The sequence below is a fragment of the Micromonospora aridisoli genome (assembly GCF_056150025.1).
Genome location: NZ_JAXCFK010000003.1, coordinates 173,827 through 199,544 on the forward strand (window position 1 = coordinate 173,827; position 25,718 = coordinate 199,544).

Consider the following 25,718-nt stretch of genomic DNA (forward strand, 5'->3'; position numbering starts at 1 on the left):
GACGATGTGGGGCCACGTTGCCCGTCCATACTCTCCAAAATCACCCCTCGGGGGGGGGGGTGGTCTTCCCCCGCCGCACGTCGGCCGCTGGCCGCACTCCCCCGATCCGAACAAAGCGGACGAAACTACTCCCCCATGCCGTACGACCCCAGCACGGTGAACTCGGCGGTGCTCCGCCGCTCGCACCGCTCCTCCAACCCGGCGCGGTAACGGCGGAACGACTCCAGCGACGGTAGCGGCCCGGGCAACTGCGGGCCCATGGCGATGTCGACGAAGTCGTACCCGTCGTCGAGCCGCAGGCTCAGGTAGCGGAACCCGGTGGGCCGGAGCTGAGCGAGTTCCCGGTGCACCGCGTCGAGCAGGTCACGATGCTCATCGAGGCGGTCGGCCCGGACCCGATAGCTGATCAGGATCGTCTCCATGCTCACCGTACCGCCGTCGCGACGGCACCGCGGCCGGCATCCAGCAGGGCGGTCACCATGAGCGTCAGCTCCGCCGCGCGTTCCGGCGATGGTGCGATCCGGGCGTTGGCGGTCGGGTCGGACGGGCTCTCGGCGGGCCACTCGAAGTCGGTGAAGAGCTGCAACTCGACGTGGCCCGGTACGACGGTCATGCCCACCTCGCCGAGAATCGCCCGCAGATGCTCGCCCGCCTGCCCGCCGCCGCGTACGCCGTAACTGAGCACCCCGGCCGGCTTGCCGCGCCACTCGGCGTCCAGGTAGTCGATGGCGTTCTTGAGCACCGCCGGCACCGAACTGTTGTACTCCGGAGCCACGAAGACGAAGGCGTCACACGCCGCCACCACCGCCGACCAGCGGCGGGTGTGCTCGTGGCGGTAGTCGCCGAACCTCGCCGGCACCGGTTCGTCCAACATCGGCAACCGCTGCTCGGCCAGATCGATCAGTTCGACGGTCAGCTCCCCCGCTCGGGCCGCTGGATGCCGGGCCGCCGTCTCGGCCGCCCATCGCGCCACCGCCGACCCGCGCCGCCCCGGACGGCTGCTGCCCACGACCAGGCCAACCATGACCGGTCCGTTCTGCTGCGTACTGTTCATGACCCGATCCCACCGCCGTCGGGGACCCGGCGGGAGGCCGGCGGGAGGGTGGCCCTGGCGGGGACATGCTCACCGGCGACGGCGGCGGCAGACTGGACGCGTGATGGACGGCGAGTTGGGCGCGTTCCTCCGCAGCCGACGGGAGGCGCTGCGCCCCGAGCAGGTGGGGTTTCCCGCCGGCGGTCGGCGCCGCACCCCGGGGCTGCGGCGTGCGGAGCTGGCCACGTTGGCCCAGGTCAGCGTGGAATACCTGACCCGGCTCGAACAGGGACGCGACGTCCGTCCCTCACCCGCCATCCTCGCCGCGCTGGCCGACGCCCTGCGACTGGACGACGCCGACCGGCGGCACCTCCAGCAGCTCGCGTCGGTCGACCATCGCCGGCAACTGTGCGCGGGCGGGCGGCCGATGGTGTCGCGTACCGTCCGACCGCAGGTCCGCACGCTGCTGGAGGCACTGCGAGACCGACCGGCGTACCTGCTCAACCGGCTCGGCGACGTGCTGGCCTGGAACGAGCCGTTCGACCGGTTGGCCCGCCCGCTGGGGCTGCTCGACGACGAGCGACCCAACCTGGTCTGGTTCGTCTTCGCCGACGAACGCGCATCGGAGCACTTCCCCGACTGGGCCGATCTCGCCGATCAGCAGGTCGCCGACCTGCACCGGCTACGCGGCGGCGACCCGGCCACCGACGCGTTCGCCGAACGGCTCGACCGTACCGTCGGTGCGCCGTTCCGGTCCCGGTGGCAGCGCCGGCCGGTCGCGGTGCAGTCCAGCGGCGTGCGCTGGTTGCGGCATCCGGAGGTGGGGCCGCTGCGACTGTCGTACGAGACGCTGGAACTCGCCGACGACCAGCAGCGGCTGGTGGTGCAGCAGCCCGCCGACGCGGACAGCGCCGCGGCGCTGGACCGCCTGCTGGGCCGCCGCCCCGGCGGCCTACGCCCAATCGCCGGCTGACACCCCCCGGCCGCACCCCCGCTGACGCCCCTCGCCCGGGAGGATCCGAGCAGTTTCGGGGATGTTGCTGCCTGACCGCACGTCGGAGGCGGCAACATCCCCGAAGTTGCTGCCCTGCCGGACGAGGTGAGCGCGCGGTGGGCGGACGCGGGGCCGCGAGCGGGGCGGGTCAGGTGGTGCTGCGGGTCAGGTCCACGAAGTAGGCGTGCAGGCGGATGTCGCCGGTGAGTTCGGGGTGGAACGAGGTGGCCAGCAGGTTGCCCTGGCGTACCGCGACGATCCGGCCGGTCGCCGGGCCGGCGGTGACGGTGCCCAGCACCTCGACGCCCTCGCCGACCCGCTCGACCCAGGGCGCTCGGATGAAGACCGCGTGCAGCGGGCCGCCGTCGATGCCGGTGACCTCGACCGGCGCCTCGAACGAGTCGACCTGCCGGCCGAAGGCGTTGCGGCGGACGGTCATCGCGATGCCGTCGAAGCCACGCTGGTCCGGCCGGCCGTCGAGCACCTCGGTGGCCAACATGATCATTCCGGCGCACGAGCCGTAGACCGGCATCCCGTCCGCGATCCGCTTGTCGATCGGGCCGCGCAGCCCGAAGATGTCGACCAGCTTGCTGATCGTGGTCGACTCGCCGCCCGGAATCACCAGGCCGTCGACCGCGTCCAGTTCCGCAGGTCGGCGTACCGTGCGGGCCCGCGCGCCGGCCTCGGACAGGGCGGTGACGTGTTCGCGGACGTCGCCCTGAAGGGCGAGCACACCGATCACGGGTGCCGTCACGTGACTTCCTCCAGGGTGTTAACAGGGGCACCTTCCTCTACACGAGGCGTTAACAGGGTGCCCTTCCTTTCACCTCACCAGCCGCGCTCGGCGAGGCGGTGCGGCTGCGGGATGTCGTCGACGTTGATGCCGACCATCGCCTCGCCGAGGCCCCGGGAGACCTTGGCCAGCACGTCCGGGTCGTCGTGGAAGGTGGTCGCCTTGACGATGGCGGCGGCCCGTTGGGCCGGGTTGCCGGACTTGAAGATGCCGGAGCCGACGAAGACACCCTCGGCGCCGAGCTGCATCATCATCGCCGCGTCGGCCGGGGTGGCGATGCCACCGGCGGTGAAGAGCACCACCGGCAGCTTGCCGGTCTCGGCGATCTCCTTGACCAGCTCGTACGGGGCCTGCAACTCCTTGGCCGCGACGAACAGCTCGTCGGTCGGCAGCGACTGGAGGCGGCGGATCTCCTGCCGGATCTTCCGCATGTGGGTGGTGGCGTTGGAGACGTCGCCCGTGCCGGCCTCGCCCTTCGAGCGGATCATGGCGGCGCCCTCGGTGATCCGGCGCAGCGCCTCTCCCAGGTTGGTCGCACCACAGACGAACGGCACGGTGAACGCCCACTTGTCGATGTGGTTGGCGTAGTCGGCCGGGGTGAGGACCTCGGACTCGTCGACGTAGTCGACGCCGAGGGACTGGAGGATCTGCGCCTCGACGAAGTGGCCGATGCGGGCCTTGGCCATCACCGGGATGGAGACGGCGTTGATGATGCCGTCGATCATGTCGGGGTCGCTCATCCGGGACACCCCGCCCTGGGCACGGATGTCCGCGGGCACCCGCTCCAGCGCCATCACGGCGACCGCGCCGGCGTCCTCGGCGATCTTGGCCTGCTCGGGGGTGACCACGTCCATGATCACGCCGCCCTTGAGCATCTCGGCCATGCCGCGCTTCACGCGCGCGGTGCCGACGACCGGGGTGGCGGTGTTCGGGGAAGTCGTCTCGGACACGTCGTCGCTCCTCAGGCGTCCTCGGGAGGTGGCAGCGGAGATGCTACGCCCGGGCCAACGCCGCTCCGACAGCCAATCAGACCCGTGGTGGCCTGCTCTGTGGCCGTCATCACCCCCGGGCTCGGCGGACGAGTTCAGCGGCTGGGAACGTCGGCGGCCGGAACGGTGAGGGTCGGGTCGTCGATGTCAAAGTAGCTGGGCCAGGTGTGCCTTCGTCCCATCCGGAACAGGCGCACCAGTGGTCGGCTGCGCGCCGATCGCGCGTCGCGGACGAGGTCGGTGTGCACCTGGCGGGCCAGGGCGAGCCGCCGGCTGGCGGCGATGACGGCCTCGCAGTCGGCGTCGGTGGGATCGAGCTGGACCGACCGCAGCTGCCGGGTCAGGTCGTTCTCGGCCGCTTCCCGCTCGTCGGGGCCGGCGTCGAGGGCGATGCGCGCCGCCGCGTACAGCTCGACGCCGGAACGGCGCTCGGCCAGTACCGCCGCGGCGGCGGCCCGGCGCAGCAGGTGGGCGTCGAGGGCACGGGCGGCGAGTTGCGCGCGGTCCTGGAGCCGCTCGACCCGGCCGGCGGTCCAGATCAGGTACGCCACGGCCAGGGCGACGACCACCGTCGCGCCCACCACCCACCACATGCCCGGCATCGTAGTGCTGCTCCCGTTCCCTCCGATCAGGTCAACCCACCCACTCCTGGTCGATCACCCGCCCATCGGTCGCCTCGATCGCCGCTGCGTATACCTCCAGAACCCGGCGGGCAACCACGGGCCAGTCGAAATTCGCCACGACCTGGTCACCGCAGGCGGTCAGTTCCGCCCGCTGGGCCGGGTCGTCGAGCAACTGCGACAGCGCCGCGCGCAGCGTCACCGCGTCGCCGGTGGGGAACAACCGCCCGGCCCGGCCACCGTCCAGCACCCGGCGGAAGGCGTCGAGGTCGCTGGCCACGACGGTGGTGCCGGCGGCGAGTGCCTCGGTGAGGATCATGCCGAAGGACTCTCCGCCGGTGTTCGGCGCGACGTAGAGGTGCACGCTGCGCAGCATGCGTGCCTTCTCCTCCTCGGAGACCAGACCGAGGAAGGTGACCCGGTCCCGCAGGTCGGCCGGAAACTGGTCGAACAGGTCGTCCGGGTCACCGGGGCCGGCGACCAGCAGGCGCAGGCCGGGACGCTGCCGGGCCAGCTCGACGAAGGCGTCGCGCAGGATCGGGAACCCCTTGCGGGGTTCGGTGAAACGGCCCAGGAAGCCGAGCGTGCCACCGGTGCCCGGCCCGCACTCCCCCGGCCAGCCGGGCAACGGCTCCACCCCGGCGAACTTGGCCACCGCCACCCCGTTGGGAATCTCCACCGCCCCGCCGTCCAGGTGCTCGACCTGCACCTTGCGGGCCAGCGCGCTCACGGCGATCCGCGCGGTGATCCGCTCCAGCACGATCTGGAGCGCGCCCTGGGCGGCGGCGAGCATCCGGGAGCGGGTCATCGCGGTGTGGAAGGTGGCCACCACCGGACCCCGGGCCGAGAGCACCGCGAGCATGGACAGGCTCAGCGTGATCGGCTCGTGCACGTGCAGCACGTCGAAGTCGCCCCGGGTGATCCAGCGACGTACCCGGGCGGTGGAGACCGGGCCGAACGCGATCCTGGCCACCGAGCCGTTGTACGGCAGCGGCACCGACCTGCCGGCCGACACCACGTACGGCGGCAGTGGCGAGTCCTCGTCCGCCGGGGCGAGGACGCTCACCTCGTGCCCGAGCCCGATCAGTGCCTCCGCCAGGTCCATGACGTGGTTCTGCACCCCGCCGGGCACGTCGAAGGAGTACGGGCAGACGATGCCGATCCGCATTGCGCCCGTCCCCTCAGTCCAGCCACATCCGCTGCAGCATGTGCCAGTCTTCCGGATGCCGGGCGATGCCCGCCGCGAGACCGTCGGCGATCATCTGGGTCAGTGATCGGACCCGCACGTCGAGCGTGCCCGCCTCGGGCCCCGGCACCGGCAGCGGACCCACCAGCGAGGCGCACGCCGCATCCGGTTCGTACCACATCGACGCCACGTACAGCGGCGCGCCGGTGCGCAGCGCCAGCAGCGCCGGGCCGGCCGGCATCCGGGTCCGGCCGCCGAAGAAGTCCACCTCCACGCCACGGGCGGAGAGATCCCGGTCGGCCAGCAGCGGCACCACCGCCCCGGCGGCCACCCGGTCGGTGAGCACGTCCAGCGGCGGTCGGACGCCGCCGGTGGTCGGCAGAATCTCCATCCCCAGCCGTTCCCGGAACGCCGTGAACCGCCGGTAGACGCCCTCGGGCTTGAGCCGTTCCATGACGGTGGACAGCGGCCAGCCATTGGCGGCGACCCACGCCCCGGCGGCGTCCCAGTTACCGGCGTGCGGCAGCGCCACCACCGCACCCCGCCCGGCGGCGACATCCGCGGCGAGGACCTCGGCGCGGTCCAGCCGGAACCCGGCGAGCATCTGCTCGCGGCTCAGCGACGGCAGCCGGAACGCCTCCATCCAGTAGCGGGCGTACGAGCGCAGGCCCCGGCGGACCAGGTCGTCGAGCTCGGCCTCGGGCAGTTCGGGCCCGACCACGCGGCGAAGGTTGGCGCGCAGCCGGGTGGCACCCGGGCCACGGCGGCGGTACGCGCGGTCGGCCCCGGCGGTGAAGGCGGCGGCGGCTACCGGCCGGGGCAGGACGCGGACCAGCCGCCAACCGGCGACGAAGCCCAACTCGGTGAGGTTCACCGGGTACTCCCCCCGGCTGTGCCGCTCACCCCTGGCCGCCCGGCGCGCCGACCTGCTGCGCCTGCCGGTACACGTGCCGCATCCGCTGCCCCACGGTGAACAGGGACACCGCCGCGAGCAGCCAGAGCGCGATCGGCAGCGCCAAGGGGTGAACCAGTTCGGCGAGCAGGCCGCCGACACCGACGATCAGCAACCGTTCCGTACGCTCGGCGATGCCGACGTTGCAGGTCATGCCGAGTCCCTCGGCGCGGGCCTTGACGTACGACACGAGCCCACCCGCGGCCAGGCAGATCAGCGCGGCGGCCACGCCGGCGTGGTTGCCCTCGGTGGCCAGGTAGAAGGCGACCGCGCCGAACACCGCGCTGTCGGCCACCCGGTCCATGCTGGAGTCGAGGAACGCGCCGAACCGGGTCGACCCGCCGCTCATCCGGGCCATCGTGCCGTCGAGCAGGTCGGTGAGCGCGAAGACGGTCACGATCAGCGCACCGGCGACCAGATGGCCGCGGGCGCCGAAGCCGAGCGCGCCGACGAGCACGCCGACGGTGCCCGCGACGGTGACCGCGTTGGGGGACACGCCCGCGCGCAGCAGGCTGCGGGCGATCGGCTCCACCACGCGGGTCATCCCCGCGCGGGCCGACACTTGGAAGATCTTCGCCATGGCGGTCCCACGATAACGGTCGGCGCTCGACCGGCGACACCGCCGTCTGACCAGCCACGCTCAGCCGGCGCGCCACCGCCCGGCCCGGCCCGCTCAGCCGGCACCCCCGCCGCCCGGCCCGGGCGCGTCCGGCCGCTCGGCCGGAGAGGCTTGTGTCCGTCCGCCATCGGGTGTGAGATCGAGCCAGGAGGGTGACCCGGCTCACCCCACCGCCCGTTGACTGCCCGGTTCCCAGCGAACCACCGGAGGATATCGCCGCAGCACCCCGCCCGGGCCGCATCCCGTCGCGTGCGGCGGTCGCCACCCACCACCACCGGCTGAGGGAGGTGCGCCCGATGGCGCAGAGGAGTCAGGACAAGGGGGCCACCGGCGGCGTTCCGGCGGTGACCGATCCCGCCAGGATCCGCAACGTGGTGCTCGTCGGGCATTCCGGTGCGGGCAAGACGACCCTGGTCGAGGCGTTGTTGGCGGCGAGCGGCACGATCGCCCGGGCCGGCTCGGTCACCGACGGCACCACCGTCTGCGATCACGATCCCGCCGCCGTACGCCAGCAGCGTTCGGTGGCTCTGGCCTGCGCGCCGCTGCTGCACGACGGGATCAAGGTGAATCTGCTCGACACGCCCGGCTACGCCGATTTCGTCGGTGAGCTGCGCGCCGGGCTGCGGGCCGCCGACGCCGCGCTCTTCGTGGTCTCCGCGGTCGACGGGATGGACGCGGCGACCGCGGCGCTGTGGGAGGAGTGCGCCGCGGTGGACATGCCCCGGGCGGTCGCGGTGGCCCGGCTGGATCATCCGCGCGCCGACTTCGACGAGGCGGTGGCGCTGTGCCAGCGGGTCTTCGGCGACAACGTGCTCCCGCTCTACCTGCCGATGCTCGGCGACGACGGCGAGTCCACCGTCGGTCTGCTGGGGCTGATCACGCGGCGGGTCTTCGACTACACCGGCGGACTGCCGCCGCAGGTCCGCGAGCCCGACCCGGAGCACCTGCCGGCCATCGTCGAGTCCCGCAACGAGCTGATCGAGGGGATCATCGCCGAGAGCGAGGACGAGACCCTGATGGACCGCTACCTCGCGGGCGAGGAGATCGACGCCGGCATCCTGGTGGAGGACCTGGAGAAGGCGGTCGCCCGGGGCCACTTCTACCCCGTGGTGCCGGTCTGCGCGGCGACCGGTGTCGGGCTGGACGCACTGCTGGAGGTGCTCACCGCCGGTTTTCCCGCCCCGCCGGAGCACGCGCTGCCCGCGGTGACCGGGGTGGACGGCTCCCCGCGCCCGCCGCTGACCTGCGATCCGGACGGTCCGCTGGTGGCCGAGGTGGTGCGGACCTCCATCGACCGGCACGTCGGGCGGGTCTGCGTGGTCCGGGTCTTCTCCGGCACGCTGCGTCCCGAGCAGACCGTGCACGTGTCCGGGCACGGTCTGGCCGAGCGCGGCCACCCCGACCACGACGCCGACGAGCGGATCGCCCACCTCTACAGCCCGCTCGGCGCCACCCTGCGGGAGGTGGGCGTGGCGGTGGCCGGTGACATCTGCGCGATCACCAAGTCCGGCAGCGCGGAGACCGGTGACACCATCTCCGCCAAGGAGAACCCGCTGCTGATCGCGCCGTGGGAGATGCCGGAGCCGCTGCTGCCGGTGGCGATCGTGGCGAAGACACGCTCGGACGAGGACGCCCTGGCCCGCAACCTGGCCCGGCTGGTGGCCGGCGACCCGACGATGCGGCTGGAGCGTAATCCGGAGACCCATCAGCTGGTGCTGTGGTGCATGGGTGAGGCGCACGCCGACGTGGTGCTCGACCGGTTGCGCTCGGGCGGGGTGGAGCTGGACACCGAGCCGGTGCGGGTGGCCCTGCGGGAGACGCTGACCGCCCCGGCCCGAGGACACGGCCGGCATGTCAAGCAGTCCGGCGGGCACGGCCAGTACGCCGTCTGCGACATCGAGGTGGAGCCGCTGCCGCGCGGCGGCGGTTTCGAGTTCGTCGACCGGGTGGTCGGCGGCGCGGTGCCGCACAACTACATCCCCTCGGTGGAGAAGGGCGTACGCGCCCAGATGGAGCGCGGGCTCGTCGCCGGCCATCCGGTGGTGGACCTGCGGGTGACCCTGGTCGACGGCAAGGCGCACAGCGTGGACTCCTCCGACGCGGCATTCCAGACCGCCGGGGCGCTGGCCCTGCGCGATGCCGCCGACCGGGCGCAGCCGGCGCTGTTGGAGCCGGTCGACGAGGTGACGGTGCGGGTGCCCGACGTCAACGTGGGCGCGGTGATGGGTGACCTGTCCGGGCGGCGGGGCCGGGTGCTCGGCACCGAACCGGATCCGGACTCCGAGGGACGCACCCTGGTACGCGCCGAGGTGCCCGCCACGGAGCTGCTGCGCTACGCGGTGGAGCTGCGGGCGATGACCTCGGGAGCCGGCACCTTCCGCCGCCACTTCGTCCGCTACGACCCGATGCCCGCCCACCTGGCTGACGGGATCCGCAAGGAGCACACCTGACCGGACCCCGCCCGGGCCGTGGCCGCGCGTGACTGCAGGCCGACGGGGCCGGATCAGGTCAGGGCCGGGCGGTGGGCAGCATCGGGCTGGGCCAGTAGGGGCGGTCGGCCTCCCGCAGGGCGGCGGTACGCAGGGCGGCGAGCTGCCGTTCCACCTCGGCGAAGTGGTCCGGCGCGAGCGGGCCGAGCGCCAGCGCGGCGGCGTTCTCCTCGACCTGGGCGACGGTGCGGCAGCCGGGGATCGGGATCGCCCGGTCGCTGCGGGCCCAGATCCAGCCGAGCGCGCCCTGGGCCAGGGTGCGGCCGTCGGCGGTCAAGGTGGCCCGGACCGCGTGCACCCGGCGCAGCCATTCCGGCGCCGGCCGGCCGCCCCGGAACCATTCCAGCCAACCTGAGGTCATCCCCCGCACGTCGTCGCGGGGCAGGACCGACTCGGGGCGGTACTTGCCGGTCAACAGGCCCATGCCCAGCGGTCCCCGGTTGACGCTGGCCAGGTCGTACTTCTCGCAGACGGCGAGCAGGTCGGGTGCGTCACGCAGGACCGAGAGGCTGTGCTGCACGGCGGCGGCGTGCGGGGCGTCGTGCCCGAAGACGGCCGCCCGGTCGGCCCGGTCGGTGCTCCAGCCGTACGCGCGGACCAGGCCGTCGGCCACGAGGTCCTCGAGCGCGCCGATCAGCTCGTGGGCCCGGGGCACGGGCAGGTCGGCCAGGTGCAGCTGGTAGAGGTCGATCCGATCGGTGCCGAGCCGCCGCAGTGAATCCCACACCGCCCGCCGCAGGTAGGCCGGTGAGGCGTCGGGTCCGATGGCCTGTCGGGTCCGTTCGTCGAACGTGTAACCCCACTTGGTGGCGATCACCGCCTCGTCGCGGCGGCCGGCCAGGGCCCGGCCCAGGACCCGTTCACCGTGCCCCGCGCCGTAGCTGTCGGCGGTGTCGAAGAGGGTCACACCGAGGTCGAGCGCCCGGCGGACCGCCCGTACCGACTCCTCGTCGTCGACGGCGCCCCAGCCCAGCGGGATCCGCCCCTCGGCCCACGGCCCGGCGATCGCCCAGCAGCCCATGCCCAGGGCGCTGACCTCGATGCCGCTGCGGCCCAGCGTCCGCCTCGCCTCCACCACCGGCGCATCGTGCCACCTTCCGGACAGATCTTGACGAACATCCAGCACGATCATCCGTACGGGCGCCGGTGTTCGTACGGATCATCCGACGGGCGGCGGATCGGCCGCGGTTTCGCCCGCTGCCCCGTCGGGTCGCCAGCGACCTGCGGCTGGCCTCGGGAGGCGGCTCCCCGCCGGGCCCTCCCTTGCTCTGCTCACCGGTACGCATCGACTCCGCTGGGTGACCATCGCGCGGGTTGAAGCAGAGCCGAAGGGACGGCGCAGCACCGAAGGCGCTGTCGTCCGCAGCGGCGAAGCGGGGGGCGGTCAGGTCAGGCGGGTCAGGCGGGCCAGGCGCGGGTGAGCAGGTCGCGGGTGTCGCCCAGCAGCTGTGGCAGCACCTTGGTGCGCCCGATGACCGGCATGAAGTTGGCGTCGCCGCCCCACCGGGGCACCACGTGCTGGTGCAGGTGGGCGGCGATGCCGGCACCGGCCACCCCGCCCTGGTTCATGCCCAGGTTGAAGCCGTGCGCACTGCTGACCTTGCGGATCACCCGCATGGCGGTCTGGGTGAACGACGCCAGTTCCGCCGTCTCGGGCCCGTCCAGGTCGGTGTAGTCGGCCACGTGCCGGTACGGGCAGACCAGCAGGTGCCCCGGGTTGTACGGGTACAGGTTGAGCACCACGAACACGTGTTCGCCCCGCGCCACGACCAGGCTCTCCTCCGGGGGCCGGGCCGGCGCCAGGCAGAACGGGCAACCCGAGGGCCGTTCGTAGCCGCCCTCGGGCCGGTCCGCACCGGAGATGTAGGTCATCCGGTGGGGCGTCCAGAGCCGGTCCAGCTCGTCGGCCATGTCCCTGTCGGTGTGCTCCTCCGCCCCAGTCACACCGGCGATCCTACGACCCGGGCGGCCACTCACATGTCGGCGGAGGGGCCGGTGTTGGTCCGGGAGGTGACCACGTCGAGGACGTGGCTGACCGCCTCGGTCAGCGGGACGCCGTTGCGCTGGGAGCCGTCCCGGTAGCGGAACGAGACCGTGCCCGCGGCCACGTCGTCGTCACCGGCGATCACCATGAACGGGATCTTCTGCTGCTGCGCGGTGCGGATCTTCTTCTGCATCCGCTCGTCACCGGCGTCGACCTGGGCCCGGATGCCCTCGGCACGCAACGCGGCGACGAAACCGTGCAGGTAGTCGGCGTGGTCGTCGCGGATCGGGATGCCGACCACCTGCACCGGGGCCAGCCATGCTGGGAACGCCCCCGCGTAGTGCTCGGTGAGCACGCCGAAGAACCGCTCGATCGAACCGAAGAGCGCGCGGTGGATCATGACGGGCCGCTGCCGGGTGCCGTCGGCGGCCTGGTACTCCAGGCCGAACCGCTCCGGCTGGTTGAAGTCGACCTGGATGGTGGACATCTGCCAGGTCCGGCCGATGGCGTCCTTGGCCTGCACCGAGATCTTCGGCCCGTAGAACGCGGCGCCGCCCGGGTCCGGCACCAGGTCCAGGCCGGAGGTCTCGGCGGCGGTGCGCAGCGCCTCGGTGGCCTCCGCCCAGTCGTCGTCGGATCCGATGAACTTCGGCGAATCGTCGCGGGTGGACAGCTCCAGGTAGAAGTCGTCCAGGCCGTAGTCGCGCAGCAGGTCCAGCACGAACGACAGCAGGGTGGTCAGCTCGCCGGGCATCTGCTCCCGGGTGCAGTAGATGTGCGAGTCGTCCTGGGTCAGGCCGCGTACCCGGGTCAGGCCGTGCACCACACCCGACTTCTCGTACCGGTAGACGGTGCCGAACTCGAACAGCCGCAGCGGCAGTTCGCGGTAGGACCGACCGCGCGACCGGAAGATCAGGTTGTGCATCGGGCAGTTCATCGCCTTGAGGTAGTACTCCGCCCCCTCCAACTGCATGGGCGGGAACATCGTGTCGGCGTAGTACGGCAGGTGGCCCGAGGTCTGGAAGAGCTGCGCCTTGGTGATGTGCGGGCTGTTGACGAACTCGTACCCCGCCTCCTCGTGCCGGCGACGCGAGTAGTCCTCCAACTCCCGGCGGATGATGCCGCCCTTGGGGTGGAAGACCGCGAGACCGGAGCCGATCTCGTCGGGGAAGCTGAACAGGTCGAGGTCCGCGCCGAGCTTGCGGTGGTCGCGCCGGGCAGCCTCCTCCAGCAGCTTCAGGTACGCCTTCAACCCGTCGCGGGTTGGCCAGGCGGTGCCGTACACCCGCTGCAACTGCGGGTTCTTCTCCGACCCACGCCAGTAGGCGGCGGCCGAGCGCATCAGCTTGAACGCGCCGATCAGCCGGGTGTTCGGCAGGTGCGGCCCCCGGCACAGGTCCGACCAGCAGACCTTGTCCTCGTCGGCGGCGAGGTTGTCGTAGATGGTCAGCTCGCCGCCGCCGACCTCCATCACCTCGGAGGAGTCCAGCCCCTCGCCCTTGACGTCGATCAGCTCCAGCTTGAACGGCTCGGCCGCCAGCTCGGTCTTCGCCTCGTCCAGGCTGTCGAAGCGGCGACGCCGGAACCGCTGCCCCGACTTGATGATCTCCTGCATCCGCTTTTCGAGCTTGGCCAGATCGTCGGGCTGGAACGGCTTGTCCACCGCGAAGTCGTAGTAGAAGCCGTTGTCGATCGGCGGGCCGATGCCGAGCTTCGCCTCGGGGAAGATGTCCTGCACGGCCTGGGCCAGCACGTGGGCGGTGGAGTGGCGCAGCACGTTCAGCCCGTCCGGCGAGTCCAGCGCGACCGGCTCGATTGTGGTCTCCTCGGCCGGACGCCAGTCCAGGTCGCGCAGCACGCCGTGCGGGTCGCGGACCACCACGATCGCCCGGGGGCCGTTGGTGGGCAGCCCGGCCGCGGCCACCGCGTCGGCCGCCGTGGTCCCGGCGGCGACGACGACGGGGTCGGCCACGGCGGGGGTACGGGGTGCGGACACGGAGGACTCCTCGCAGCAGACGTGACGGATGGTGCCGATGTCGGCCCACTGATGCTATCGGTCGCCCCGGTGGTTGCCGCCGTCGACACCGACGGCAGGCGATCGCCGCGAGGTTTCCCGACAGTCTCTGAACCTTTTCGGCCCGCCATCCGAACTATCAGGTGTGGCCGGAGCCGGTTCCGGCCGCTTGGACACGGATGGGGATCCAGATGGCGATGACGCACGACGGGAGTCGCCGACGCCGGGGCGTGCTGGTGGCCGCCCTGGCCACGGCCGTGGTGCTGCTCTGGCCCGCGACGGCGTGGGCCGACGGGGTGACCTTCACCCCGACCGAGGCCCAGCAGGGCAACGCCGTGAAGCTCGAGTTCGTGGTACCGGACGAGCGGCCCGGCGTGCGGACCGAACGGATCGAGATCAGGATCCCCGCGGACCCGCCGATCGCCGAGGTGTACCCGCTCTCGGTACCCGGGTGGGCACCGACGATCACCACCCGGAAGCTGGACCGGCCGGTGGCGGGCATGCACGGTCCGGCCACCGACGTGGTGACCGCCTCGCTGATCTGGTCGCGGGCGGCGGACGAGGCGAACGAGGGCCCCGCCCGGCTGGTCTTCTCGATGGCGCCGCTGCCACAGACCGACCGGTTGACCTTCGAGCTGGTGCAGACGTACGCCGACGGTCTCCAGGTGCGCTGGGGCAACGGGGCCGGCCAACGGCCGCTGCCGGTGCTGACGCTGGTGCCGGGCGACCCGGCGTACCCGGGTGCCGCCCACGGGCACGGCGCGGCCACCGGCGGGCAGCCGCCCGCCGAGGCACCGTCGGCCACGGACACCTCCGACGGCGGCCCGAACCCGAACAGCCTGCTCGCCGCCGGGCTGGTCGCCGGCCTCGGTGGCGGCGCGGTGGTGGGGTGGCTGATCAGCCGTCGGCGTCGCGCGTCGACCGAGGAGATCGACCGCTCGGTGCTCGACGGGGAACCTTCCGGCACGGACAAGCAGGCCGATGCCGCCGGCTCCGACGTGGTCGAGGCGGGCACGCGGCGGTGAGCGGCGGGCGCGGCGCCTCCGGGTCAGCCGGCCCAGTCCGGTAGCGGCTCGCGGGCCGCGAGCCAGCCGGCGGGGACGCCGCCGTCGGCGCCGACGCCGGTGTGGGCGGCGACCACGCCACCGGCGATGGCGGCGGTGGTGTCCACGTCGCCGCCCGCCTCGACACACGCCCGTACCGCGGCCGGGTAGTCGTCCAGGTGGGTGGCGGCCACCCAGCAGGTGAACGCGACGGTGTCCTGCGCGGTGACCCGGGAGCCGTTACCGAGCGCGTCCACCACCTCCGGCAGCGGACGGCCGAGCAGCCCGGCCGCCCGGCGTACGCTGCGGTGCACCTCGGTTCCCGGGTCCACCGCGGCGGCGACACCGGCGAGCAGGCGGCCCGGGTCGGGCCGGTCGCCGTCGAGCCGGGCCCGGGCGGCCAGGGCGGCGGCCACCGCCACCGCCACCGCGCCCGCGATGCCCTCCGGGTGGGCGTGGGTCACCTCGGCCGATGCCCGGGCCTGCCCGGCCGCCCGGCTGGTGGAGTCGGCGAAGTACGCGCCCAGCGGCGCCACCCGCATCGCCGCACCGTTGCCGCAGGAGCCCTGCCCGTCGAACGCGGACGCCGCGACCACGGGCCACGGCGTACCGCCACGGATCAGTTCGAGCATCCCGACCGCGCCGGCCCCGTAGCGCCGGGCCGGATCGTAGTGGGCGGCGAAGGAGACGGCGAGGTGGTCCTGGTCGATCTCGCCGTGCTCGGCGAGGGTGGCGACGACCGAGCAGGCCATCTCGGTGTCGTCGCTCCACGCCCAGGGGCCGGCGGGCAGGACCGCCGGCCAGGACCTGGTTGAGCGACCCGGTACGAAGAACTGGGAGCCGAGGGCGTCGCCGACCGACAGGCCGGCGAGGCTGTGCCGGGCGAGGGCCAGGCGGGTGTCCGGATAGAGGGTGAACGTCATGGTCGCACCAGCTTGGCGGGTTCCGGGGTGGGCCGCAATGACGCCGCACTTGCCGCCCCGAGTACCGTGCTTGGGTGGCCACCGTCCTCCTGGTCGAAGACGATCACGTCGTCCGCGGCGCGATGCTTCGTTCCCTCACCGACCGGGGTCACGCCGTACACGCGGTGGGCACGGCGCTGGACGCGCTGCGTCGGGTCGCCGCGGAGACGCCGGACCTGGTCGTGCTCGACCTCGGCCTGCCGGACCTGGACGGTTCGGACGCGTTGCGGATGCTGCGCGGCATCACCGACGTGCCGATCATCATCGCCACCGCCCGTGACGACGAGCAGTCCGTGGTCAAGCTGCTGCGGGCCGGTGCCGACGACTACATGATCAAGCCGTTCACCGGCGCGCACCTGGACGCCCGGATCACCACCGTGCTGCGCCGCGCGGGCCGGGCCAGCCGCGCCGCTCAGCCGGCCGTGCACAGCGTGGGTGGGCTGCGGGTGGACGTCGGCGAGCGCAGCGCCCACCTCGACGGTGAGGCACTGGCACTGACGCGCAAGGAATTCGACCTGCTGGCGTATCTCGCCGCCCGCCCTGGCCGGGTAGTGTCCCGGCGGGAGCTCTTGGAGGAGGTATGGCGGCAGCCATCGGTCGGCGAGGATCAGACCATCGACGTTCACCTGTACTGGCTACGGCGCAAAATGGGCGAGTCCGCGGCGAAGCCGCGTTACCTGCGCACCGTGCGGGGGGTGGGCTTCCGGCTGGTGGCGCCGGACTGAGACGATCGCTGGCCCTGTGGACGGCCGGCGTGGGCATACTGCTGGCTCTGGCCTTCCTGGTGCCGCTCGGGCTGACCCTCGGCGGGCACGCCCGGGAGGAGGCGATCGCCGACGCGGCCCGCCGCAGTGCGCTGGTGACCGGTGCCCTGGCGATCAGCACCGAGGCCGAGGTGGTGACCCGCGCGATCGAGGCCAGCGGCGACGATCCGACCACCCGGCCGGTCGTGCACGGGCTCGACGTGGACTCCTCCGCCGGACGCGCCGACGCGACGCACCTGGAGCAGGCCCGGGAGCAGGGGCGGTCGCTGGTGGTCGACGTCGACGGCGGGGTGCTGCGACTGGACCCGGTGGTGTTGGGCGAGCGGACGGCCGTGGTGGAGGTCTTCGTCCCGGACGCCGTGCTCGATGCCGGTGCGGGCGGCCGGTGGCTGCTGCTGGCCGGGGTGGCCGTCGCCCTGGTGGGCGCGGCGATACTGGTCGTGGACCGACTCGCGGCGCGGGCGGCCGACGCCAGCCGGGGCCTGGTGAAGGCGGCGCTGGCGATCGGCGACGGCGATCTGGGCGTACGCGTCGAGCCGCAGGGCCCGCGCGAGCTGGTCGAGGCCGGCCATGCGTTCAACCGGATGGCGGAGCGGTTGGTGGCGGCCCGCACCGAGGAGCGGGAGCTGGTGGCGGACCTGTCCCACCGGCTGCGTACCCCGCTGACCGTGCTGCGGCTGGACGCCGAGGCGCTGGAGTCCGACGACACCAGCGTGGGTTCCTTCAGCCAGGCCGAACTCGACTACCGGCGCGGCATCCGCCGGATCCGGCAGGCGATCGTCACCCTGGAGGGTGAGATCGACGTGCTGATCAAGACCACCCGCAAGGCGGTGGCGACCGAGGCCGCGCCGGCGATGTGCGACGTGAGCGAGGTGGTCCGGGACCGGATGGTGTTCTGGGCGGCCCTCGCCGGTGACCAGAACCGTCCGCACCGCGTCTCCGGCGCACAGTTGCGTATTCCCGCGCCGGTGCCCAGGGCGGAGCTGGCCGCGGCCCTGGACGCCGTGATCGGCAACGTGTTCCGGTACACCCCGCAGGGCACCGCGTTCGAGGTGGCGGTGTCGCGCCGGGACGGCTATGTGGCCATCCGGATCGACGACGCCGGCCCCGGCATCGCCAACCCCGACCGGGCGCTGCGGCGCGGCGCCAGCGACCAGGGCTCCACCGGGCTGGGGCTGGACATCGCCAAGCGGGTGGCGTTGCAGGCCAACGGATCGGTCAGCATCGACCGGGCCCGGTTGGGCGGGGCCAGCGTGGTGATGCTGCTGGCCGATCCGGAGGCGACGCCGCGGCAGGTCAGCCGGTTCGGTCTGGTGGGCCGGATGGCTCGGGAGAGCCGGGAGCAGAAGTCCGGACGGCGCTGGCCCCGACAGCGTCCGTCGGACGGCTGAACAAGACCGTACGGCCACCGTCGCGGGCCCGCTCCCCAGGGCTGTGTGACGGCACAAGTCTTCCTTAGATCCAAGTTAACCCCGCTCCGGCCGGCCGGTCCGACTGACAGGATCGCTGCGAACCCAGCAGTTCCACCGGCTACCGCTCCCAGCGCATCTGGCCGGTGGAGCCGTGCGCGCGGCGGGAGACACGGTCCCCCCACACCTCCTCCCGCCGCGCGCCACCTTCTGCCGGGGGTCGCGATCCCGACCGGGGACGGGCCCCGCCAGTGACCCGGGTCAGCCGGGCCGGCCGGCCAGGTAGGCGTCGATCTCCGTGCTGATCCGCTGCTTGCCGGTCTCGTCGAGGAAGGACGCGGTGACCGCGTTGCGGGCCAGGTCGGCGACCCCTTCCGGGCCGATGTCGAGCAGCCGAGCGGCCACCGCGTACTCGTCGTTCAGCGTGGTGCCGAACATCGGCGGGTCGTCGGAGTTGATGGTGACCAGCAGGCCGGCCTCGACCAGTTGGCGCAGCGGGTGCTCGTCGATGTCGGCCACCGCCCGGGTCCGCACGTTCGACGTCGGGCTGACCTCCATCGGGATCTGCCGCTCGGCAAGGTACGCGAGCAGCTCAGGGTCCCGCACGGCGGAGATGCCGTGGCCGATGCGCTCGGCGCCCAGCTCGTGCAGCGCGTCCCAGATCGTCTGCGGGCCGGTGGTCTCTCCAGCGTGCGGCACCGAGCGCAGCCCGGCCGCCCGGGCCTGGTCGAAGTAGGACTTGAACTGCGGCCTCGGTACGCCGATCTCGGGGCCGCCGAGGCCGAAGCTGACCAGCCCGTCGGGGCGCTCGTCGAGGGCGATCCGGAGCGTCTCCTCGGCGGCCGGCAGGCCCGCCTCGCCGGGAATGTCGAAGCACCAGCGCAGCTCGATGCCGAAGTCGGCGGCGGCGCGCCGACGGGCGTCCTCGATCGCCTCGCAGAACGCCGGTGCGGGGATGCCCCGCTTGACGTGCGAGTAGGGCGTCACGGTCAACTCGGCGTAGCGGACCTGCTGACGGGCCAGCTCCCGGGCCACCTCGTGGGTGAGGAGCCAGACGTCGTCCTGGTCGCGGATCAGGTCGACCACGCTGAGGTACAGCTCGATGAAGTGGGCGAAGTCGCGGAAGACGAAGTAGTCGGCCAGCAGCCGTGGGTCGGCCGGTACGGGGCTGTTGCCTTCGTGCCGGGCGGCCAGCTCGGCCACGATCCGGGGCGAGGCGGAGCCGACGTGGTGCACGTGCAGTTCCACCTTGGGCAGTCCGGCGATGAAGGTACGCAGATCGGTCACAGGTTCTCCTGGGCGCGGGCGCCGGTACGGGCGACGAGGAAGATCCGTCGGAACGGGAAGTACACCTGGCCGTGCCGCACCGGGTAGACCTCGGTGAGGCGTACCGCAAGCTCGGCGCGGAAGGCGGACCAGCCGGCGGCGTCCAGCGCGGCCCGGACCGGGCGCAGCGCGGTGCCTTCCAGCCAGGTCAGCACGGGGTGGTCCGCGTCGGGACGGGCCGCGAGCAGGTGCACGTAGGTAGTCTCCCAGGCGTCGACGGCGCAGCCGGCGGCGACCAGCGACGCGGCGTAGTCGACCGGGCCGGCGACCGGTTCCTCCTCCCGCAGCAGCGGGGTCAGCGCCGCCCGCCACGGTGGGCGACCGGCGACCTCCCGCAGCGCCCGGTGGGAGGGTGCGTCGAAGTTGCCCGGCACCTGCGTCGCCAGCCAGGCGCCGGCCGGCAGCTCCGTGGCCCAGCGGACGAGCAGTTCCCGGTGACCCGGCACCCACTGGAGCACCGCGTTGCTGATCACCACGTCGGTGTCCGGGTCGGGACGCCAGTCGCGTACGTCGGCCACGACGTAGCTGACCGGTGCGTCCGACGCGGTGGCCCGGGCGATCATCTCCGGCGAGGAGTCGAGGCCGACGACGCGGGCCTCCGGCCAGCGGCCGGCGAGGACGGCGGTCAGGGTGCCGGGGCCGCAGCCGAGGTCGACCACCCGTCGGGGACGGACGGCGGCCACCCGGGCGAGCAGGTCGTGGAAGGGTCGGGAGCGTTCGTCGCCGTAGCGGAGGTACGTCGTCGGATCCCACATGGACGCCTCACCCCTTACAAACCGTACGTCCGTCTTGCTTACCGTACGGCCCGGCCCCCGGCGTGGCAAGCAGGGTCACTAGGCTCACCGTATGGAGCAACGCACGTTCCCCCGCATGGAACGCCGGGTCGGCGTCGTCGGTCTCGGCGCCTGGCAGCTCGGCGCCGACTGGGGCACGGTGACCGAGGACGACGCGATGGCGGTGCTGGACGCCGCGGTCGACGCCGGGGTCACCTTCCTCGACACCGCCGACGTCTACGGCGACGGGCGCAGCGAGCAGCTGATCGGGCGCTTCCTGGCGGCCCACCCGGACGCCGGGCTGACCGTGGCGACCAAGATGGGCCGACGCGTCACGCAGACCCCGCAGGCGTACACCCTGGACAACTTCCGCCGGTGGACCGACCGGTCCCGGACCAACCTCGGTGTGGACACGCTGGACCTGGTGCAGCTGCACTGCCCGCCGACGCCCGTCTTCGGCACCGACGCGGTCTTCGACGCCCTCGACACGCTGGTGGCCGAGAAGCGGATCGCCGCGTACGGCGTCAGCGTGGAGACCTGCGACGAGGCCCTCACCGCGATCGCCCGCCCCGGGGTGGCCAGCGTGCAGATCATCCTCAACGCGCTGCGTCACAAGCCGCTCGAACGCGTGCTGCCGGCCGCCTCGGCCGCCGGGGTCGGCATCATCGCCCGCGTCCCGCTGGCCAGCGGCCTGCTCTCCGGTCGGTACGACGAGCACACCACCTTCGCCGCCGACGACCACCGCAACTACAACCGGCACGGCGAGGCGTTCGATGTCGGCGAGACGTTCTCCGGTGTGGACTTCGCCACCGGTCTCGCGGCCGTGCGGCGGCTCGCTCCGCTGGTCGGGGAGGACCGCACGATGGCCCAGTTCGCGCTGCGCTGGGTGCTCGACCAGCCGGGCGTCACCGTGGTCATCCCCGGCGCCCGCGACGCCGAGCAGGCGCGCGGCAACGCCGCCGTGGCCGGCCAGTCGCCACTGTCCACGTCGGAACTGACCGAGGTGGCGGCGGTCTACGACGACCTGATCCGCCCTCAGGTGCACCACCGGTGGTGAGCGGCGAGCCCACCGGCGGCCCGGCCGCCGGTGGTCCACAGCGGACGGAGGCTCCGATGAGCGGCTGGTTCCGGCTCACGCTCGGCCTGCTGGCCGTGGTCGTGGGAGCTGTATGGACGGTACAGGGCCTCGGTTACGTCGAGGGCAGCGTGATGACCGACCAGCGGATCTGGGCCGTCCTCGGGCCCGTGCTGGTACTGATCGGCCTCGTGCTGATCTGGCTCGGCGTACGCGCCCGCAACCGGCGCTGAGACCGCCGCAACGATGCGGAAAGCCCCGCGTCCGGTGGGAACGCGGGGCTTCGCACTGATTCGGGGACTGCCTCGCCACTGGCCGGCGGTCGCCGACCGGTGCCTCAGAGGGGGCGGACCTGCTCGGCCTGCGGCCCCTTCTGGCCCTGGGCGATCTCGAACTCCACCCGCTGGTTCTCCTCCAGCGTGCGGTAGCCGCTGGTCTGGATGGCCGAGAAGTGGACGAACACGTCAGCACCCCCGCCGTCGACGGTGATGAAGCCGAAGCCCTTGTCAGCGTTGAACCACTTCACGGTTCCCTGCGCCATGTGTATCTCCTTCTAAAACTGGCGGCCGAGCACACCGTGCGGCCGATTGGCCGTTTTCGAGCAGCGGTGCCTGAGGCGGCCCCCGGTGAAGGAGACTTTTCTCAACCCACGCCGTCTCTCAACAGCGTGGAACAGCTTAACCACGTACGCAAAAACTCTGCACAGCCTACCCGACGAAATTCTCCGACATGTGACCTGACGGATGCGTGAGATCCGTCGGGCGGCGGTTGTGAGAGTGCGCGAAAGGCCCCCTCACCGACACCGGCGAGAGGGCCTTGACTCGGGTCCTTCAGTCCGGCCAACTGCCGGTGAGTCGGCGGACGCCGACCGCGCCGCCCCGGTCCACCGCGGCCCGGACGACCGAGAAGATGGCCCCCTGCAGGGCGGCCGCCGCAAGGATCTCGCCCCAGCGGCGGTCCTCGTCGGTCGGGTTGGGCGCCTCGCCGTCACCGGCGGTCATCTTCCACACCTGACGGAAGACCATGCCCGCGATCGCACCGGCGGCGATGCCCATCAGCACGCCGACCGGCTTGTAGGCGGCCTTGCCGATCCCCTTGCTCACCCACGCCTCCCTCGAATGATCATCAGCACCACGGCGGCGGCGACCGCACCGGCCGCGAGTGCGATGAACGGCGCAGGCCCCTGCCGGCCGCGCCCCTGCTGGTGGTTGAGACCCGCCTGGGCGCGGACCCGGGCGACGGTCAGCGCAGCCTGCTCGCGGACCCGCTCCCGCGCCTGGTCCGCCGAGGACTTCAGCCGCTTCTTCACGTCGGCCTTGGCGGCCAGCGCCTCCACCGTCTCACCGAGTTCGACGCGGGTGCGCCGGATCTCCTCCCGCAGCGCCTCCGTGTCGCCCGTACCGTTGCCTGTCATCCTCGTCCCCTGTCCTTCACCGCGGCGCTGACCACATCCACGTCGGCCTTCAGGCTGCGCACGGCCGCCTGGGGCACCGGCGGGACCGCGCGGCTGACCCGCCGTTTGCCGATCAGCGCGAGCACTCCGGCGACCAGGAACAGCGCCACCGCCACGACCAGGGCGGCCCCCCAGGCCGGCATGACCAGGGCCAGCAGCAGGATCGCGGCGGTGAGCAGTGCGCCGAGGCCGTAGAAGGCGAGCGCACCGCCGCCGGCGAACAGGCCGAAGCCGATGCCGGCCTGCTTGCCCTTCTCGGTCAGCTCGGCGCGCGCCAGCGTGAGTTCGTCCCGGACCAGGCGCGAGACCTGCTCCGTGGCCCGCTGGACCAGTTCGGCGGTGGACGGCTCGGTCCCGTTGTGGGACGTACGGGCGTTCGCCACGTCAGCCATGCTGTCCCCCTCTCGTCATCACCGCGCTGTATGCCCGGAGTCGCCGCTCGTCAATCCTGTTCCCGAAGAAGGGGCAGAAGAGTCGGGCAGCAGGTCCCCGCCACACGCGGCGGCAAACCTCCGACGCCTCCCGATCCGCCCATTCGAGTGGATAAACGAGGCGGAGGGGTGGTCGGCTGTCCCGCGGGCCGACCGATCTCCCGGTCGGCCGGCGTCAGCGGCGGGGTTCGGCCGGCTCCCGGAGTTCGGCGGTCTCGTCGGGGCCGACGAACGCCTCGTTGCGGGCCTCGCCGTCGTCGCTGCCGCCGAAGAGCCGGGCGTCGTCCGGGACCTCGGCCTCGGCGCGGCGGCGCACCGAGCGCCGCGGCTGGACCCACTGCCACGGCAGGTCGCCCCCGCCGTCGCCGACCTCGGTCCGCAACCGGGGCATCGCGGTGGGCCGGTGATCGCGTACCCACGCCACCAGGTGTTCCCGCACGAGGCAGCGCAGGTCCCACAGCGCTCCCGCGTTGCCGGCGCTCACCAGCGCGCGAACCTTGATCATGCCGCCGGTGGCGTCGGTGACCTGGAGTACGCAGACCCGGCCGTCCCACAGCTCGGTGCTCTCCACCAGCCGGCGCAGCTCCTCCCGCATGGCCTGCACCGGAATCGACCAGTCGACCTCGAACTCGGCCGTACCCAGCACCTTCGCCTCGGTGCGGGTCCAGTTCTGGAACGGCGTGCTGGTGAAGTAGGAGGTGGGCAGGATCAGCCGCCGGTCGTCCCAGACCTGGACCACCACGTAGCTGAGCGTCAGCTCCTCGATCCGGCCCCACTCCCCCTCGACCACCACCACGTCGTCGAGGCGTACCGCGTCACTGAAGGCGAGTTGCAGGCCGGCGAAGACGTTGCCCAGCAGGCTCTGCGCGGCCAGGGCGGCGACGATACCGACCACACCGGCGCTGGTCAGCACGCCGGCACCGATTCCCCGCACGGCGGGGAAGGTCATCAGCATCACGCCGAGGGTGAGCACGACGATCACCACGACCGTCACCCGCCGCAGCATCACCACCTGGGTACGCACCCGGCGGGCGTGCCGGTTGTCCGGCACGTCCACCCGGAACCGGGCCAGCGCGGTGTCCTCCACCACCACCAGCAGGGAGGCGACCAACCAGGCGACGGCGGCGATGACCGCGAGCACCAGCACGTGCAGCAGCGCCTGACGCCAGCCGGTGCCGACCGCGTACCCGGTGCTGAAGCGGACGGCCAACTGCACGGCGAGCACCGTGACGGCGACCTGGAACGAACGGTGCGCGTGCTCGGTCAGCTCGGTCAGCAGCAGCGAACGGCGCCCCCACCGGCGGGTGAGGCGATGCACCACCTCGACCACGGCAAGAGCGATCGCCGCCGCGGCGAGCGCGGCGACGACCGTCACGAGGTAGCTGTGCACGTGTTGCTTCTCCTTCCGGCCCGGCCAAGTCCTCTACGGCGGCATCCGGCGAACGGGCGATCAAGATCCGACACAAAGGGGCAATGGTGCCTCGGATCGCCGTCGCCGGCCACCGCAGGGGCGGCCGGGGAGGAGAAGGTCATACCTTGCGGTAGCGGGACTGGAGGAAGCAGTACAGGCCGAAGGCGGCGATGCCCAGCGCGATGAGGGTGAGCAGGACGGTGCCGAACGACTGGTCACGCAGGGTCCGCAGCGCGGCGTCCAGGCCACGGGCCTTCTCCGGGTCGTAGTTCACCGCGGCCAGCACGACCAGCAGGCCCGTCACGGCGAAGGCGGCGCCCCGGGAAGCGTAGCCGGCCATGCCGAGCCGGCGGGCGAGCTGCGTGGTCCGGGCGTTCATCTCGCCGGTCTTCAGCCGCTTCATGAACTTCTTCTTGATGCCGTAGATCGCCATGCCGACACCGACGCCCGCGAGCACCAGACCGGCGAGGCCCACCAGCCAGCGGCCACCGGTGGACTCCATCATCCGGGCGGTCAGCTCCTCCTGCTGGGAGGCGCTGTCGGAGTTGGCGTTGGAGAAGACCTTCCACGCGGTCCAGGCCAGCCAGAGGTAGATGACGGTGCGGGCGCCGGAGATGACGCGTTCCTTGAGCCGGTCGTTGCCCCGCTCGACGCGGTGCCCGACCGCCGCCTCGAGGGCCTGCCAGATCGCCATGGCGAGCATGCCCACGGCGATGGCGATGACCAGGAACCTGCCCATGGGTTGCGCGGCGAGGGTACGCAGCGCGCCGGACTGGTCGCCGTCGTCGGACGAGTTGCCGAACGCGATCTGCAGCGCCAGCCAGCCGAACAGCAGGTGCACGATCCCGTAGCCGATGAAACCGGCCCGGGCGAGGAGTTCCAGCCACCGGCTGTCGGCCGTACGGGCGGCGGTGGCTTCGGCGTTCCGGGTGAGAGACATGGCGCCTCAATCTCCGAACGCGAAGATTTCCAAACGTGCTGGCCGCCGCCCGGGTGCCGTCAGCCCGGGTTGCGCGCGATGCGGACCTTCACCTCGGAGTCGGTGACGCTGTCCAGGGTGACCGCCAGGCCACCGACGTCGGCCGCCTGCTGGCCGACCGTGAGCGACAACTGCTCGCCGCCGACCTCGATGGTGACGACGTCGTCCTGCGCGTCGACCAACCGGGCCTCGACGCCGAGGATGTTGGCCCGGGCGTCCACGCCCCGGTCGAAGGTCACCGTACAGGCGTCCAGTCCGCAGTTGGTGCTGGCCCCCTCGGAGCTGCACCCGGCCAGCACGGCCGCGCCGAGCGCGAGACCGGCCAGCAGGCCGGCGAGCCGGGCGGGGGTCCGACGGGCGGGGGTGGTCTGCGGGGTCCTGCCGGCGGGGGGTGGGTTCGTCACGTCGTCCAGCGTACG

At 72.6% G+C, this 25,718-nt stretch carries 28 protein-coding genes; 7 read left to right on the top strand and 21 right to left on the bottom strand.

Going from position 1 to position 25,718, the window contains the following annotated elements; genetic code table 11:
• Positions 1-125: 125 nt before the first annotated feature.
• Positions 126-422 carry a hypothetical protein gene (locus SM447_RS07755; RefSeq protein WP_474572053.1) on the bottom strand — a complete coding sequence of 99 codons (297 nt, stop codon included), beginning with the start codon at positions 420-422 and terminating at the stop codon, positions 126-128.
• A gap of 2 nt (positions 423-424) precedes the next feature.
• Complete coding sequence (locus SM447_RS07760; RefSeq protein WP_474572054.1) at positions 425-1,054, bottom strand: NADPH-dependent FMN reductase; 630 nt, start codon at positions 1,052-1,054, stop codon at positions 425-427.
• 103 nt (positions 1,055-1,157) lie between these two features.
• On the opposite strand from SM447_RS07760, the gene SM447_RS07765 reads away from it, so the two are divergent.
• Positions 1,158-2,006 carry a helix-turn-helix transcriptional regulator gene (locus SM447_RS07765; protein WP_474572363.1) on the top strand — a complete coding sequence of 283 codons (849 nt, stop codon included), beginning with the start codon at positions 1,158-1,160 and terminating at the stop codon, positions 2,004-2,006.
• A gap of 169 nt (positions 2,007-2,175) precedes the next feature.
• Here SM447_RS07765 and pdxT read toward each other — a convergent pair whose 3' ends face one another.
• The 6 genes from pdxT to pgsA form a co-directional block, all read right to left on the bottom strand.
• Positions 2,176-2,781, bottom strand: a complete 606-nt coding sequence (gene pdxT / locus SM447_RS07770; RefSeq protein WP_474572055.1) for a pyridoxal 5'-phosphate synthase glutaminase subunit PdxT — start codon at positions 2,779-2,781, stop codon at positions 2,176-2,178.
• 74 nt (positions 2,782-2,855) lie between these two features.
• A complete protein-coding gene (gene pdxS / locus SM447_RS07775; protein WP_474572056.1) occupies positions 2,856-3,770 on the bottom strand; it encodes a pyridoxal 5'-phosphate synthase lyase subunit PdxS in 915 nt (304 codons plus the stop codon).
• Positions 3,771-3,904: 134 nt separating this feature from the next.
• Positions 3,905-4,402 (bottom strand): hypothetical protein, encoded by a 498-nt coding sequence (locus tag SM447_RS07780; protein ID WP_474572057.1) that lies wholly within the window; start codon positions 4,400-4,402, stop codon positions 3,905-3,907.
• Between the two features lie 40 nt (positions 4,403-4,442).
• Positions 4,443-5,597 carry a glycosyltransferase family 4 protein gene (locus SM447_RS07785; RefSeq protein ID WP_474572058.1) on the bottom strand — a complete coding sequence of 385 codons (1,155 nt, stop codon included), beginning with the start codon at positions 5,595-5,597 and terminating at the stop codon, positions 4,443-4,445.
• Positions 5,598-5,610: 13 nt separating this feature from the next.
• A complete protein-coding gene (locus tag SM447_RS07790) occupies positions 5,611-6,489 on the bottom strand; it encodes a phosphatidylinositol mannoside acyltransferase (protein WP_474572059.1) in 879 nt (292 codons plus the stop codon).
• A 25-nt stretch (positions 6,490-6,514) separates the two neighbouring features.
• Positions 6,515-7,147, bottom strand: coding sequence for a phosphatidylinositol phosphate synthase (gene pgsA / locus SM447_RS07795; RefSeq protein WP_474572060.1), 633 nt, complete (start codon positions 7,145-7,147; stop codon positions 6,515-6,517).
• A gap of 335 nt (positions 7,148-7,482) precedes the next feature.
• Here pgsA and SM447_RS07800 point away from each other — a divergent pair, with 335 nt between their 5' ends.
• Entirely contained in the window at positions 7,483-9,636 is a 2,154-nt protein-coding gene (locus SM447_RS07800) for an elongation factor G-like protein EF-G2 (protein ID WP_474572061.1), read from the top strand.
• A 58-nt stretch (positions 9,637-9,694) separates the two neighbouring features.
• On the opposite strand, the gene SM447_RS07805 is transcribed toward SM447_RS07800, so the two are convergent.
• The 3 genes from SM447_RS07805 to thrS all read right to left on the bottom strand — a co-directional run bounded on the left by SM447_RS07805 (position 9,695) and on the right by thrS (position 13,655).
• Positions 9,695-10,696, bottom strand: a complete 1,002-nt coding sequence (locus SM447_RS07805) for an aldo/keto reductase (RefSeq protein WP_474572364.1) — start codon at positions 10,694-10,696, stop codon at positions 9,695-9,697.
• A 377-nt stretch (positions 10,697-11,073) separates the two neighbouring features.
• Positions 11,074-11,586, bottom strand: coding sequence for an HIT family protein (locus SM447_RS07810; RefSeq protein ID WP_474572365.1), 513 nt, complete (start codon positions 11,584-11,586; stop codon positions 11,074-11,076).
• 62 nt (positions 11,587-11,648) lie between these two features.
• Entirely contained in the window at positions 11,649-13,655 is a 2,007-nt protein-coding gene (thrS, locus tag SM447_RS07815) for a threonine--tRNA ligase (RefSeq protein ID WP_474572062.1), read from the bottom strand.
• A gap of 209 nt (positions 13,656-13,864) precedes the next feature.
• On the opposite strand from thrS, the gene SM447_RS07820 reads away from it, so the two are divergent.
• Positions 13,865-14,698 (top strand): DUF1775 domain-containing protein, encoded by an 834-nt coding sequence (locus SM447_RS07820; RefSeq protein ID WP_474572063.1) that lies wholly within the window; start codon positions 13,865-13,867, stop codon positions 14,696-14,698.
• A 23-nt stretch (positions 14,699-14,721) separates the two neighbouring features.
• Here SM447_RS07820 and SM447_RS07825 read toward each other — a convergent pair whose 3' ends face one another.
• Complete coding sequence (locus SM447_RS07825; protein WP_474572064.1) at positions 14,722-15,639, bottom strand: ADP-ribosylglycohydrolase family protein; 918 nt, start codon at positions 15,637-15,639, stop codon at positions 14,722-14,724.
• 74 nt (positions 15,640-15,713) lie between these two features.
• Between SM447_RS07825 and SM447_RS07830 the strand changes: the two genes are divergently transcribed.
• Positions 15,714-16,403: a response regulator transcription factor gene (locus SM447_RS07830; protein WP_474572065.1), complete on the top strand. Its 690-nt coding sequence runs from the start codon at positions 15,714-15,716 to the stop codon at positions 16,401-16,403.
• 29 nt (positions 16,404-16,432) lie between these two features.
• Entirely contained in the window at positions 16,433-17,833 is a 1,401-nt protein-coding gene (locus SM447_RS07835) for a HAMP domain-containing sensor histidine kinase (RefSeq protein ID WP_474572066.1), read from the top strand.
• A 279-nt stretch (positions 17,834-18,112) separates the two neighbouring features.
• Here SM447_RS07835 and SM447_RS07840 read toward each other — a convergent pair whose 3' ends face one another.
• A complete protein-coding gene (locus tag SM447_RS07840) occupies positions 18,113-19,138 on the bottom strand; it encodes an adenosine deaminase (RefSeq protein WP_474572067.1) in 1,026 nt (341 codons plus the stop codon).
• Positions 19,135-19,932 carry a trans-aconitate 2-methyltransferase gene (locus SM447_RS07845; RefSeq protein WP_474572068.1) on the bottom strand — a complete coding sequence of 266 codons (798 nt, stop codon included), beginning with the start codon at positions 19,930-19,932 and terminating at the stop codon, positions 19,135-19,137. Before SM447_RS07845 ends, SM447_RS07840 begins: the two co-directional genes overlap by 4 nt.
• Positions 19,933-20,023: 91 nt before the next feature.
• Between SM447_RS07845 and SM447_RS07850 the strand changes: the two genes are divergently transcribed.
• Both SM447_RS07850 and SM447_RS07855 read left to right on the top strand, forming a co-directional pair.
• A complete protein-coding gene (locus SM447_RS07850; protein WP_474572069.1) occupies positions 20,024-21,007 on the top strand; it encodes an aldo/keto reductase in 984 nt (327 codons plus the stop codon).
• Positions 21,008-21,063: 56 nt separating this feature from the next.
• A complete protein-coding gene (locus SM447_RS07855) occupies positions 21,064-21,258 on the top strand; it encodes a hypothetical protein (RefSeq protein WP_474572070.1) in 195 nt (64 codons plus the stop codon).
• A 104-nt stretch (positions 21,259-21,362) separates the two neighbouring features.
• On the opposite strand, the gene SM447_RS07860 is transcribed toward SM447_RS07855, so the two are convergent.
• The 7 genes from SM447_RS07860 to SM447_RS07890 all read right to left on the bottom strand — a co-directional run bounded on the left by SM447_RS07860 (position 21,363) and on the right by SM447_RS07890 (position 25,703).
• The gene (locus SM447_RS07860; protein WP_011905669.1) at positions 21,363-21,566 is read right to left on the bottom strand and encodes a cold-shock protein; all 204 of its coding nucleotides are present in this window, start codon (positions 21,564-21,566) and stop codon (positions 21,363-21,365) included.
• Between the two features lie 289 nt (positions 21,567-21,855).
• The gene (locus SM447_RS07865) at positions 21,856-22,128 is read right to left on the bottom strand and encodes a DUF4235 domain-containing protein (protein ID WP_474572071.1); all 273 of its coding nucleotides are present in this window, start codon (positions 22,126-22,128) and stop codon (positions 21,856-21,858) included.
• Positions 22,125-22,439 (bottom strand): DUF3618 domain-containing protein, encoded by a 315-nt coding sequence (locus SM447_RS07870; RefSeq protein WP_474572072.1) that lies wholly within the window; start codon positions 22,437-22,439, stop codon positions 22,125-22,127. The genes SM447_RS07865 and SM447_RS07870 overlap by 4 nt, the downstream gene beginning before the upstream one ends.
• Positions 22,436-22,870: a phage holin family protein gene (locus SM447_RS07875; RefSeq protein ID WP_474572073.1), complete on the bottom strand. Its 435-nt coding sequence runs from the start codon at positions 22,868-22,870 to the stop codon at positions 22,436-22,438. Before SM447_RS07875 ends, SM447_RS07870 begins: the two co-directional genes overlap by 4 nt.
• A gap of 214 nt (positions 22,871-23,084) precedes the next feature.
• Positions 23,085-24,299, bottom strand: coding sequence for a mechanosensitive ion channel family protein (locus SM447_RS07880; RefSeq protein ID WP_474572074.1), 1,215 nt, complete (start codon positions 24,297-24,299; stop codon positions 23,085-23,087).
• A 139-nt stretch (positions 24,300-24,438) separates the two neighbouring features.
• Complete coding sequence (locus SM447_RS07885; RefSeq protein WP_474572075.1) at positions 24,439-25,260, bottom strand: DUF1206 domain-containing protein; 822 nt, start codon at positions 25,258-25,260, stop codon at positions 24,439-24,441.
• 59 nt (positions 25,261-25,319) lie between these two features.
• Positions 25,320-25,703 (bottom strand): hypothetical protein, encoded by a 384-nt coding sequence (locus tag SM447_RS07890; protein ID WP_474572076.1) that lies wholly within the window; start codon positions 25,701-25,703, stop codon positions 25,320-25,322.
• Between the last annotated feature and the right edge of the window lie 15 nt (positions 25,704-25,718).